The sequence below is a fragment of the Leclercia sp. GHBNCSD genome (assembly GCF_055805075.1).
Map to the genome: position 1 here is coordinate 1,121,804 of NZ_JBQVYO010000001.1, position 12,872 is coordinate 1,134,675.

The following is a 12,872-nucleotide window of genomic DNA, read 5'->3' on the forward strand; positions in this document are numbered from 1 at the left end:
GCCGTTTTTAGTCCGCAGGCCCGTTAAGCGTAGCGCCAACGGGTAATATCCGCCTTACTCGTCCAGCAGCACCACTTTGCCGACATACGGCAGATGGCGATAGCGCTGCGCGTAGTCAATCCCGTAGCCCACCACAAATTCGTCCGGGATCGAGAAACCGACAAACTCCACGGGAACGTCCACTTCACGGCGGGTCGGTTTATCCAGCAGGGTACAAATCGCCAGCGATTTTGGGCCGCGCAGGCTGAGAATTTCGCGTACTTTTGACAGGGTGTTCCCGGAATCGATGATGTCTTCCACAATCAGAACATCTTTGCCACGAATGTCTTCATCCAGATCTTTGAGAATTTTAACATCACGGGTGGTCGACATGCCGCTGCCATAGCTGGAGGCGGTCATAAAATCGACTTCATGGGAGACCTGCACTTCGCGGCAGAGATCGGCCATAAACATGAAGGAACCGCGTAACAGACCCACCAGCACCATCTCACTGCCGCTGTCTTTATAATGTTCGGTGATCTGACGACCAAGTTCGGCGATACGCGTTTTGATCTCCGCTTCAGGGATCATCACTTCAACAGTATGTTTCATTTTACTAACCGTATGATTTTATAACGAATTTCTCAATGCCTATGGATTCGCGTCCGGCATCGCTTCATAAGCCCTGAAGTATACCAGCAAATGGATCCTCCTGGCGCATGAGTTCACAAAAGCCATATTTGTGATTCCGATCACACTTGTTAAGTCCTATAATTAATTGCTACTAAATAATTAACAAACTTATCGAGTGTCTTTTATGGCGGAAACAAAAAATCAACATTCACGTTTACTCGTGAGGCTAACAGCCCTGTTCGCTGCATTTTGCGGACTGTATCTGTTAATCGGCGGGGTCTGGCTGGTAGCCATTGGCGGCTCCTGGTACTACCCGGTAGCAGGTGTGGTTATGCTCGGCGTCACCCTGCTTCTCTGGCGCAGTAAACAATCGGCACTGTGGCTCTACGCGGCCCTGCTGCTGGCTACGATGATCTGGGGCGTATGGGAGGTCGGCTTCGACTTCTGGGCCCTGACCCCGCGTAGCGACATTCTGGTCTTCTTCGGTATCTGGCTGATCCTGCCTTTCGTCTGGCGTCGTCTGCTTGTGCGCTCCAGCGGTGCGGTTGCCGCCCTGGTCGTGGCGCTGCTGATTAGCGGTGGCATCCTGACCTGGGCTGGCTTTAACGATCCGCAGGAGGTGAAAGGCACCCTGAATGCGGAATCTACGCCTGCGGCGGCGATCTCCGACGTGGCAGATGGTGACTGGCCTGCCTATGGCCGTAACCAGGAAGGTCAGCGTTACTCCCCGCTGAAGCAGATCAACGCGGACAACGTGAAAAACCTGAAAGAAGCCTGGGTATTCCGTACCGGCGATCTTAAGATGCCGAACGATCCGGGTGAACTGACCAACGAAGTGACCCCGATTAAAGTGGGCAACATGCTTTACCTCTGTACGGCGCACCAGCGTCTGTTCGCGCTTGATGCGGCCACCGGTAAAGAGAAATGGCACTTCGATCCGCAGCTGAAAACCAACAACCAGTTCCAGCACGTGACCTGCCGTGGCGTCTCTTACCACGAAGCGCGTGCCGATAACGCCAGCCCGGAGGTGATCGCCGACTGTCCGCGCCGCATCATGCTGCCGGTGAATGACGGTCGTCTGTTTGCCATTAACGCCGAAACCGGCAAGCTGTGCGAAACCTTTGCCAACAAAGGTGTGCTGAACCTACAGACCAACATGCCGGATCAGACCCCGGGTCTGTATGAACCTACTTCACCCCCGATCATCACCGATAAAACCATCGTGATTGCCGGTTCGGTAACGGATAACTTCTCCGTTCGCGAAACCTCTGGCGTGATCCGCGGTTTTGACGTTAACACCGGTAAACTGCTGTGGGCCTTCGATCCGGGTGCGAAAGATCCAAACGCTATCCCGTCGGATGAACACACCTTTACCTTCAACTCGCCAAACTCCTGGGCGCCAGCCGCCTATGACGCGAAGCTGGACCTGGTCTACCTGCCGATGGGTGTGACCACGCCGGATATCTGGGGTGGCAACCGCACGCCAGAGCAGGAGCGTTATGCCAGCTCTGTTCTGGCGCTGAATGCGACCACCGGTAAACTGGCATGGAGCTACCAGACCGTTCACCACGATCTGTGGGATATGGACATGCCGTCCCAGCCGACGCTGGCAGACATTACCGTCAACGGTAAAACCGTACCGGTGATCTACGCCCCGGCGAAAACAGGCAACATCTTCGTGCTGGACCGTCGTAACGGCGAGCTGGTCGTGCCGGCACCGGAAAAACCGGTTCCGCAGGGCGCGGCGAAAGGCGACTATGTCACCAAAACCCAGCCGTTCTCCGATCTGAGCTTCCGTCCGAAGAAAGATCTCAGCGGCGCGGACATGTGGGGCGCCACCATGTTCGACCAGCTGGTGTGCCGCGTGATGTTCCACCAGTTGCGCTATGAAGGCATCTTCACTCCACCATCCGAGCAGGGCACGCTGGTGTTCCCGGGTAACCTGGGGATGTTCGAATGGGGCGGTATCTCCGTTGACCCGAACCGTCAGGTGGCGATTGCCAACCCGATGGCGCTGCCGTTTGTCTCTAAACTGATCCCACGCGGCCCGGGCAACCCGATGGAACAGCCGAAAGATGCCCAGGGCACCGGTACGGAATCCGGTATTCAGCCGCAGTACGGCGTGCCGTATGGCGTGACGCTGAACCCGTTCCTCTCTCCGTTTGGCCTGCCGTGTAAACAGCCTGCCTGGGGTTATATCTCTGCGCTGGATCTGAAAACTAACCAGGTCGTCTGGAAAAAACGTATTGGTACGCCACAGGACAGCATGCCGTTCCCGATGCCGATCCCGGTGCCGTTCAATATGGGTATGCCGATGCTGGGTGGTCCAATCTCCACCGCTGGTAACGTGCTGTTCATCGCGGCAACCGCAGATAACTACCTGCGCGCGTACAACATGACCAACGGTGAGAAACTGTGGCAGGGCCGTCTGCCTGCGGGTGGACAGGCTACACCGATGACCTATGAAGTGAATGGCAAGCAGTATGTTGTCATCTCTGCGGGGGGTCATGGTTCGTTTGGGACGAAGATGGGCGACTATATTGTTGCCTATGCGTTGCCTGATGAAAAATAAGTGACTAAAAAGCCGGGTGGCGGCTTCGCCTTACCCGGCCTACAGTTCGAGCTCACGTAGGCCCGGTAAGCGTAGCGCCACCGGGCTTTTTTTATACCGTGAACCCCAGCATCATCCCGGTATCTTCATGCTCTAACAGATGGCAGTGCGCCATATAGGCATACTCCTTCGGCGCGTCATGATCGAACTTCACTAACACCTCGCTCACTCCGCCTTCAACGCGCACCGTATCCTTCCAGCCTGCGCGATGCACCGCTGGCGCTTTGCCGTTTTCCGTCAGGATGCGGAACTGGGTGCCGTGAATATGGAACGGATGCAGCATCATGTCCCCTTCCCCGGAGATCGTCCAACGTTCATACTGCCCTTTAGCGGCGGCAAACTGCGGCGTGTGCATATCGAAGGCTTTGCCATTGATCCGGTTGCCGTTGTGGAAATCGAACCCATGCATGCTGTGATCCATTCCCCCCATCTGGCCATGATTCATATGACCCTTCATCTGGCCGTGATGCATCCCCGCCATCGCCTGGTCGCCATACTTCTTCATCAACGCCTGCATGCCCATCATGTCGAGCATCGGGTCCATGGAGAGCTGGAGCTTGCGCTGGGTCAGCCCCTCCAGCGACGGCAGTGCGGGCAGCGTGGTCAGGGTGTCCGGCAGTGCGCCCGAGGCGGTCACCAGCAGCGGCTGAATGCGCAGCACCGGCTGCGGTTTATCGAACGGCGCCACCGCCATCCCCATCTGGCTTACCGGCAGGGTTATCAGGTCAAAGGGCTTGCCGTCGCTGATGTCCACCAGCACCTCGAAACGCTCCCCCATCAGCATCGGCAGTTCGGTCACTTTTACCGGCTCAGCCAGCAGCCCGCCGTCGCTGGCGACGACATAGAGTGGACGCTTATCGCTGGCGGCGAAATTGAGCGAGCGGGCATTACAGCCGTTGAGCAGACGCAGGCGCAGCCACCCTTTCGGCGCATTGTGCTGCGGGTAGATCGCCCCGTTGGTCAGCAGCGTGTCGCCAAACCAGCCCACCGCGGCGCTCATCACATCCAGCTGATAGTCAATTTGCCCGTCGGCGGTAAATTTCTTGTCCTGCACGATCACCGGTACATCGTCAATGCCCCACTGCTTTGGCAGGCGCAGCAGACGGCTTTCGTCATCTTCAATCAGTACCAGCCCGGCTAACCCCATCGCCACCTGATGGCCGGTTTTACCGTGCTGATGGGGATGAAACCAGCAGGTCGCCGCTCGCTGCTCCGGAGTAAAGGTCACCGTCCGCTGGCCGCCGGGCTTAATGATACCGTGCGGTCCGCCGTCTACCTCACCCGGCACCTCCAGACCGTGCCAGTGGACGGTGGTCTCTTCGTTCAGGGTATTATGAATGTTAACGGTCAGCGCTTTTCCCTTGCGTAGCTGAATGGCCGGGCCCAGCAGGTTGCCGTTGTAACCCCAGGTGGTAGCGTGATGCGCACCAAAGGCGGTTTTCCCCGCCTGCACCACCAGATTCACCTGATTGCGTGCATCGGGAGCGAGTAAATTCGGGATCGGCAAAACAGGCCGCTCGGCGGCAAAGGCCGCGCGGCTCCAGAGGGGCAGCGCACTGGCGACGCCCAGTGCGGCAGAATATTTTAAAAAATCACGGCGTTGCATGTTCATCTCCTTATTCGCAGCAGTCAATGTTCTGAGCATAAACCCTCCCCTTGCCGGAAGGTCAAGAAAAGCCGCAATAATAAAGATCGTCGCACCGGCGGGAAGTGTGCTAACGTTGAATTTCCGTGACGTATTGGTAGAAGCAATGAAGACGTTTTTCCGAACAATTCTGTTCAGCACCCTGATGATTAGTTGCGCAAACAGCTATGCGCTGAGTGAAAATGAAGCCGAAGATATGGCGGATTTAACGGCGGTGTTCGTGTTCCTGAAAAACGACTGCGGCTACCAGAATTTACCCAACGGTCAGATTCGCCGCGCCCTGGTCTTTTTTGCTCAACAGAACCAGTGGGATCTGAGCAACTACGACAGTTTTGACATGAAAACCCTCGGTGAAGACAGCTACCGCGATCTCAGCGGCATCGGCATTCCCACGGCAAAAAAATGTAAAGCCCTGGCTCGCGACTCGCTGAGCCTTCTTGCCTACGTTAAGTAAATCCTCATCCGATGCCCCTTTGCTGAATTTATGACCGTGCAACCACGGTCATAGTTAGCTATGATGTTGCCCCCGTTTTATGCGGGTGTTAACAAAGGAGGTATCATCCCATGGCCGAAAAAAATATGTGGCATGAAACGCTGCATGACCATTTTGGACAGTACTTTGCCATTGATAACGTGCTCTATCATGAGAAAACCGATCATCAGGATCTGATCATTTTCGAAAACGCGGCCTTTGGCCGGGTGATGGCGCTGGATGGCGTAGTGCAAACCACCGAGCGTGACGAGTTCATTTATCATGAAATGATGACCCACGTCCCGCTGCTGGCACACGGCAATGCGAAACATGTGCTGATCATCGGCGGCGGCGACGGCGCTATGCTGCGCGAAGTCTCCCGCCATAAATCCATTGAAAGCATCACCATGGTCGAGATTGACGCGGGCGTCGTCTCTTTCTGCCGCCAGTACCTGCCGAACCATAATGCTGGCAGCTACGACGATCCGCGCTTTACGCTTGTGATCGACGACGGCGTCAATTTTGTTAACCAGACGACGCAGACCTTCGATGTGATCATCTCCGATTGCACCGATCCGATTGGTCCCGGTGAGAGTCTCTTTACCTCGGCCTTCTATGAAGGCTGCAAACGCTGCCTGAACCCTGGCGGTATCTTCGTTGCCCAGAACGGCGTCTGCTTCCTGCAGCAGGACGAGGCCATCGACAGCCACCGCAAGCTGAGCCACTACTTTACCGACGTCAGCTTCTACCAGGCGGCAATCCCGACCTATTACGGCGGTGTCATGACCTTTGCCTGGGCCACGGACAACGATGCCCTGCGCCATCTCTCCACCGGCATCATTCAGGCGCGCTTCCAGCAGGCGAATCTGACCTGCCGCTATTACAATCCGGCCGTCCATACCGCAGCCTTTGCCTTACCGCAATATTTGCACGATGCTCTGAGGGGGTGAACGAATTGAAAAAGCTGAAACTGCATGGCTTTAACAACCTGACCAAAAGCCTGAGTTTTTGTATTTACGATATCTGCTATGTAAAAACGGCGGAAGAGCGCGATGGTTATATCGCCTATATCGATGAACTCTATAACGCCAACCGACTGACTGAGATCCTGTCAGAAACCTGCTCTATCATTGGCGCCAATATCCTGAACATTGCGCGTCAGGATTATGAACCCCAGGGTGCCAGCGTCACCATTCTGGTCAGCGAGGAGCCCGTCGATCCCACCCTTATCGACCATACGGAGCATCCCGGTCCGCTGCCGGAAGCGGTGGTTGCCCATCTCGATAAAAGCCATATCTGCGTACATACCTACCCGGAGAGCCATCCGGAAGGTGGGCTGTGTACTTTCCGCGCCGATATTGAAGTGTCCACCTGCGGCGTGATCTCCCCGCTTAACGCGCTCAATTACTTAATTCATCAGCTTGAGTCCGATATCGTGACCATTGACTACCGTGTGCGCGGTTTTACCCGCGATATCAATGGTATGAAGCACTTTATCGACCATGAAATTAACTCCATTCAGAACTTCATGTCCGAAGACATGAAAGCGCTGTATGACATGATGGATGTGAATGTTTATCAGGAGAATATCTTCCATACCAAGATGCTGCTTAAGGAGTTCGACCTGAAGCACTACATGTTCCATACCCGGCCGGAAGATTTAAGCGAAGATGAGCGCAAGGTCATTACTGACCTGCTGTGGAAAGAGATGCGCGAAATTTACTACGGCCGCAATATCGCGACCGTATAAGATGCGTCAGGAGCAGGGATGCTCCTGATACTATTTCTGCTTCACAAACTCGCGGTAGGCCGCCACCACCTGCAGAAAATCCTCTACGCCGCACAGCGACAGACTCTCTTCGTCGTAGTAGCTCATCCCCTCTTCCATCTCGTCGCCGGAAAACTCCAGCTGATTGGCACGAACCATGACCTCTTCGCCATCCATCCACAGCGTGTATTCATGCCCGGCGCGTTGCCAGGATCGTTCACTGCCTTTGACCGTGCGCGCAGCCTGTTCCACTTCATCGAGCAGGCCCAGGTTCTCTTTTACTTCCTCGTTGAACCAGTGACCGACCACCTCGTGGCCCATCGACATCCGCACTTTCACCACACCGGTGATATCACGCAGAAATTCGTAATCCATAGTATTTTCCTCTGCAAAGCTCTTGCAGTAATTATCGCAGCAGCGGGGAAGAAAAAAAGCCGAACGGGTGGAAGGAATGAAAATAAAAAACCCACCGCGTGTGCGATGGGTTTGACAGGCCCGGTAAGCGTCGAGCCACCGGGCAATGAGGCGTTGATTACACCGCCGTCTGGAAGATCACCCCGTCCGCTTTCTCGGTGTACTGAGAGAGCTGGTCGAAGTTCAGATAGCGATAGGTATCCACCGCGGTCTTATCTACCTGCGACACGAAGGTCTGGTACTCTTCCGGCGTTGGCAGTTTACCAATCAGCGCTGCAACCGCCGCCAGCTCCGCAGAGGCCAGGTAGACATTTGCACCAGTACCTAAACGGTTCGGGAAGTTACGGGTAGAGGTGGAAACCACCGTCGCACCGTCAGCCACGCGCGCCTGGTTACCCATACAGAGGGAACAGCCAGGGATTTCGATACGCGCCCCGCTCTTACCAAACACGCTGTAGTAGCCCTCTTCCGTCAGCTGAGCCGCATCCATACGGGTTGGCGGCGCCACCCACAGACGGGTTGGCAGCTGGCCTTTGTGGGTATCCAGCAGTTTACCGGCAGCGCGGAAGTGACCGATGTTGGTCATGCAGGAGCCGATGAACACTTCGTCGATCTTGTCGCCCTGAACGTCAGAGAGCAGACGCGCGTCATCCGGATCGTTCGGCGCACAGAGGATTGGCTCTTTGATGTCAGCCAGGTCGATCTCGATCACCGCGGCATATTCTGCATCGGCGTCGGCTTCCAGCAGCTGTGGATCTGCCAGCCATTTCTCCATGCCCTGAATACGACGCTCCAGGGTACGGCGGTCGCCGTAGCCTTCAGCAATCATCCACTTCAGCAGCACGATGTTGGAGGTCAGGTACTCGATAATCGGCTCTTTGTTGAGCTTGATGGTACAGCCCGCAGCGGAACGCTCGGCGGAGGCATCGGTCAGCTCGAACGCCTGCTCCACTTTCAGCTCCGGCAGACCTTCGATCTCCAGGATACGGCCAGAGAAGATGTTCTTTTTACCTTTCTTCTCAACGGTCAGCAGGCCCTGTTTGATGGCGTACAGCGGGATCGCATGCACCAGGTCGCGCAGGGTGATGCCCGGCTGCATTTTACCTTTGAAACGCACCAGCACCGATTCCGGCATGTCCAGCGGCATGACGCCGGTCGCGGCAGCAAAGGCCACCAGGCCGGAGCCCGCCGGGAAGGAGATGCCAATCGGGAAGCGGGTGTGGGAGTCACCACCGGTACCGACGGTATCCGGCAGCAGCATGCGGTTCAGCCAGGAGTGGATCACGCCGTCGCCCGGACGCAGGGAGACACCGCCGCGGTTCATGATGAAGTCTGGCAGCGTGTGGTGCGTGGTGACGTCAACCGGCTTCGGATAGGCCGCGGTGTGGCAGAAGGACTGCATCACCAGGTCTGAGGAGAAGCCCAGGCACGCCAGGTCTTTCAGTTCGTCACGGGTCATCGGACCGGTGGTATCCTGAGAGCCCACGGAGGTCATCTTCGGCTCGCAGTACGCACCCGGACGGATACCGGCTACGCCGCATGCACGGCCAACCATTTTCTGCGCCAGAGAGTAACCACGGTTGCTTTCCGCCACGTCTTTTGCCTGACGGAATACGTCTGAGTGCGGCAGACCCAGCGCTTCACGCGCTTTGGTAGTCAGGCCACGACCGATGATCAGCGGGATACGGCCACCGGCACGCACTTCGTCAATCAGCACGTCGGTTTTCAGTTCAAAGCTCGCCAGCAGCTCGTTGGTTTCGTGGTTACGCACTTCGCCTTTTAACGGGTAAACGTCAATCACGTCGCCCATGTTCAGGTTAGAGACATCCACTTCAATTGGCAGTGCACCCGCATCTTCCATGGTGTTGAAGAAGATTGGCGCAATTTTGCCGCCGAGGCACAGGCCACCGCCACGTTTGTTCGGCACGTGTGGGATATCATCACCCATGAACCACAGCACGGAGTTGGTCGCGGATTTACGGGAAGAGCCGGTACCGACTACGTCACCGACGTACGCCAGCGGGAAGCCTTTTTTCTGCAGGGCTTCGATCTGTTTGATCGGGCCGACAGCGCCTGGCTGATCCGGCTCAATGCCTTCGCGGGCGTTTTTCAGCATCGCCAGGGCGTGCAGTGGGATATCCGGGCGTGACCACGCATCCGGCGCCGGAGAGAGGTCATCGGTGTTAGTTTCGCCCGTCACCTTGAAGACGGTAACGGTCATTTTTTCCGCCAGCGCAGGGCGGCTCAGGAACCACTCGGCATCAGCCCAGGACTGCATCACCTGCTTCGCGTAGCTGTTGCCCGCTTTGGCTTTCTCTTCTACGTCGTAGAAGTTATCGAACATGAGCAGCGTATGGGACAGGGCTTTGGCGGCGCCAGGCGCCAGCGTGTCGCTGTCCAGGGCATCGATCAGCGGATGAATGTTATAACCACCCTGCATGGTGCCGAGCAGTTCAATCGCTTTTTCAGGGGTAACCAGTGGGGAGGTTGCGTCGCCTTTGGCAATCGCAGCAAGGAAACCGGCTTTTACGTAGGCAGCTTCATCTACGCCTGGCGGTACGCGGTTGATCAACAGATCTAACAGGAATTCTTCTTCGCCTTTTGGCGGATTCTTCAGCAGCTCGACGAGCGCGGCCATTTGGGTTGCATCTAACGGTTTGGGTACAATCCCCTCGGCGGCACGTTCTGCTACGTGCTTACGGTATTCTTCTAGCACGACGGTTCTCCTCGCTCTCATTGTCATATGCGGCGGGCGTTCTCTTCACGCTCCTGTGAGACAGCAGTTTGTAGGGTATATGCCCGATACCGCGTCGGGCAGCATAGCAGGATTTTCAGACAGTGTTAATCCGTTTACAAAAAAGCAACATTAAATTGTTTGCTGAATCGTTAAGCATGGTGTAGCGGCACGCTGCTGTGTAATAAATAGTCACACTCTTTGCCCGATGAAGGCCCACGGTTCCACCCGTAAAGTCAAAAAGCGAGGGACGGGAAGATTATACTCCCGGCATCACTCTTCTCTTCGGAGTCTTTATGAAGCTGCCCTTTTCCCCAACGTTGCTCGCCCTTCTCTGTAGCGTCGGGCTATTTGCCGCCTCCGGGGTGATGTATGTTAAAAGCCGCGCGCCAGAAACCGTAAGCGAAGCTGCGCCAGCTACAACGGCTGCCACTCCACCAGCGCCCGTTGCCGCCCCAGTCTATAGCGCCGCACAAATTGACCAGTGGGTTGCGCCCATCGAGCTCTATCCCGACCCCCTCCTGTCACAGATTCTGATGGCCTCGACCTACCCTTCCAGCGTTATCCAGGCGGCGCAGTGGTCGCAGGATAATCCCAAAATGGAGGGTGATGCCGCCATTCAGGCCGTCTCCGGTCAGCCCTGGGACGCCAGCGTGAAATCCCTGGTCGCCTTCCCGCAGCTTATGTCGTTGCTGGGCGGCAACCCCGAATGGGTACAAAATCTGGGAGACGCTTTCCTGGCGCAGCCAAAAGATGTGATGGACGCCGTGCAACGCCTGCGCGCGCTGGCGCAGCAAACCGGGGCGTTAACATCGACGCCGCAGCAAAAAGTGACGGTAGCGACAACACCAACGTCAACCGCTACGGTGAAAACAGCCTCCACGCCCAGCCAGACGGTGATCAAAATAGAGCCTGCCGACCCGCAGGTGGTCTATGTACCATCCTATAACCCATCTGTGGTGTATGGAACCTGGCCCAACGCCAGCTATCCGCCGGTATATCTGCCCCCTTCTCCCGGTCAGCAATTTACCAGCAGCTTTGTGAAAGGGTTTGGCTATAGCCTGGGTGTCGCCACCACCTACGCGCTCTTTAGCAGTATCGACTGGGATCATCACGACGATGACCACCATCATCACGATGACGATCACCACGACGACCATCATCATGATGGTTATTCGCATAATGGCGATAATATCAATATCAACGTTAACAATTACAACAAGATAACCGGAGAGCACCGCACAGATAACCACATGGCCTGGCAGCATAACCCGGCTTATCGCAACGGCGTTCCCTACACCAATAGCCAGCTCGCCAGCCACTTTCACCAGACCCATGTTTCCCAGGGGCTGAGCGCGACAGAGCATCAGTCGGTCAACCGCGACAGCCAGCGTCAGGCGGCGATGGCGCAGGTGCAGCAGTCGACGGGCAAATCACTGACCCAGCTCAGGCAACCTGCAACCCTGCATGGACAGCATCCGACCTCCAGCCAGCAGCTTAAACAGATCTCACAGCGGAACAATTTCCGTGGTTACGACAGCCCACCGCCCCGGATGCAGCATCGCCTTAGCCAGCCGCATACTGAGCACAAACAGGCTGCGCGCCCTGTGGAGCATGACTCCCGACCACTACGCGCCAATGCGCTGAGCGGTAACGACAGCCGCTCAGCTAACTGGCGGGCCCAGCAGCAACGCGGGCTGGAAAGCCGCCAACGCGCTTCGCTTAACGGCGAGCAGCGTGCGGAACTGCGAGAGCAGCGGTTCGAACGCCATGTTGAACACCGTGAATTACGCCATCGTTAAGGAAGCCGTCATGAAAAGTAAACCGATCGCGGGCGTCTTATTGCTGATGGTTTCATCATTTGCCGTCGCCCAGGCGCATTTTCCTACGCCCGACGGGGCTGCCAGCGCGCTGACCAAAGCCATTAGCGAGCAAGATCAACGCGCCATGCAGGATCTGCTGGGTGATAACTGGCACGATGCGCTACCGCCGGAAGGGGTCGATCCTGACGCGGTGGATCGTTTTCTGCGCGACTGGCAGGTTAAGCATGAGATAGTCCTCGACGGAGAGGTTGCCCATCTGGCCGTTGGCAGCAGCGGCTAGCAGCTACCTGTCCCGTTGGTTAAAACCGCCGAAGGCTGGCGCTTTGATATGAAGGCTGGCGCAGAGGAAATTCAGACCCGGGAAATCGGTCGAAATGAACTGGCGGCCATGGAAGCGCTGCATGCGTATGTTGATGCCCAGCAGAGTTACTACGCGCTGAATCATCGGTATGCACAAAGCATCGTCAGCACTCCGGGGAAAAAAGAGGGTCTTTACTGGCCCACAGTCCCAGGCGAAGCGCCAAGCCCGCTGGGTCCGGCATTCAACCCGCCGCAACCGGGCGAAGGCTACCACGGCTATCATTTCCGCATCTTACCCGCTCAGGAGGGATTTGCGATGGTCGCCTGGCCCGTAAGCTACGGTCAGACAGGGATAATGAGCTTTATCATCGATCAAGATGACAAGGTGTATCAGCGCAATCTCGGCGCGGATTCACAGCAACAGGCGCAGGCGATGAGCGCCTTTACGACGGCGCCAGGCTGGCAGCCGGTGGCCCGCTAAGGAATGGGCCCG

The 12,872-nt window shown here is 56.5% G+C and carries 9 protein-coding genes and 1 pseudogene; 6 read left to right on the forward strand and 4 right to left on the reverse strand.

Translation table 11 applies throughout. The features are described from left to right. Window positions 1-54: 54 nt before the first annotated feature. Window positions 55-591: a hypoxanthine phosphoribosyltransferase gene (gene hpt / locus ACT3IC_RS05590; RefSeq protein ID WP_103178304.1), complete on the reverse strand. Its 537-nt coding sequence runs from the start codon at window positions 589-591 to the stop codon at window positions 55-57. Window positions 592-796: 205 nt separating this feature from the next. Here hpt and ACT3IC_RS05595 point away from each other — a divergent pair, with 205 nt between their 5' ends. Further along, window positions 797-3,184: a glucose/quinate/shikimate family membrane-bound PQQ-dependent dehydrogenase gene (locus tag ACT3IC_RS05595; RefSeq protein ID WP_103178303.1), complete on the forward strand. Its 2,388-nt coding sequence runs from the start codon at window positions 797-799 to the stop codon at window positions 3,182-3,184. A gap of 91 nt (window positions 3,185-3,275) precedes the next feature. On the opposite strand, the gene cueO is transcribed toward ACT3IC_RS05595, so the two are convergent. Further along, on the reverse strand, window positions 3,276-4,829 hold the full coding sequence (gene cueO / locus ACT3IC_RS05600; RefSeq protein ID WP_420193285.1) for a multicopper oxidase CueO: 1,554 nt from the start codon (window positions 4,827-4,829) through the stop codon (window positions 3,276-3,278). Window positions 4,830-4,974: 145 nt separating this feature from the next. Here cueO and ACT3IC_RS05605 point away from each other — a divergent pair, with 145 nt between their 5' ends. The 3 genes from ACT3IC_RS05605 (at window position 4,975) to speD (ending at window position 7,090) form a co-directional block, all read left to right on the forward strand. Then, window positions 4,975-5,322, forward strand: coding sequence for a YacC family pilotin-like protein (locus ACT3IC_RS05605; protein ID WP_103178301.1), 348 nt, complete (start codon window positions 4,975-4,977; stop codon window positions 5,320-5,322). Window positions 5,323-5,432: 110 nt separating this feature from the next. Beyond that, window positions 5,433-6,290, forward strand: a complete 858-nt coding sequence (gene speE / locus ACT3IC_RS05610; protein WP_103178300.1) for a polyamine aminopropyltransferase — start codon at window positions 5,433-5,435, stop codon at window positions 6,288-6,290. 5 nt (window positions 6,291-6,295) lie between these two features. Continuing rightward, the gene (gene speD / locus ACT3IC_RS05615; protein ID WP_103181029.1) at window positions 6,296-7,090 is read left to right on the forward strand and encodes an adenosylmethionine decarboxylase; all 795 of its coding nucleotides are present in this window, start codon (window positions 6,296-6,298) and stop codon (window positions 7,088-7,090) included. A gap of 30 nt (window positions 7,091-7,120) precedes the next feature. On the opposite strand, the gene yacL is transcribed toward speD, so the two are convergent. Together yacL and acnB are read right to left on the reverse strand one after the other, a co-directional pair. Continuing rightward, a complete protein-coding gene (yacL, locus tag ACT3IC_RS05620) occupies window positions 7,121-7,483 on the reverse strand; it encodes a protein YacL (protein WP_103178299.1) in 363 nt (120 codons plus the stop codon). A gap of 157 nt (window positions 7,484-7,640) precedes the next feature. After that, window positions 7,641-10,238 carry a bifunctional aconitate hydratase 2/2-methylisocitrate dehydratase gene (gene acnB / locus ACT3IC_RS05625; RefSeq protein WP_473476628.1) on the reverse strand — a complete coding sequence of 866 codons (2,598 nt, stop codon included), beginning with the start codon at window positions 10,236-10,238 and terminating at the stop codon, window positions 7,641-7,643. A 314-nt stretch (window positions 10,239-10,552) separates the two neighbouring features. Here acnB and ACT3IC_RS05630 point away from each other — a divergent pair, with 314 nt between their 5' ends. Then, entirely contained in the window at window positions 10,553-12,058 is a 1,506-nt protein-coding gene (locus ACT3IC_RS05630; RefSeq protein ID WP_473476631.1) for a DUF3300 domain-containing protein, read from the forward strand. A 10-nt stretch (window positions 12,059-12,068) separates the two neighbouring features. Beyond that, window positions 12,069-12,860: pseudogene (locus tag ACT3IC_RS05635) on the forward strand (DUF2950 family protein). Window positions 12,861-12,872 lie beyond the last annotated feature (12 nt).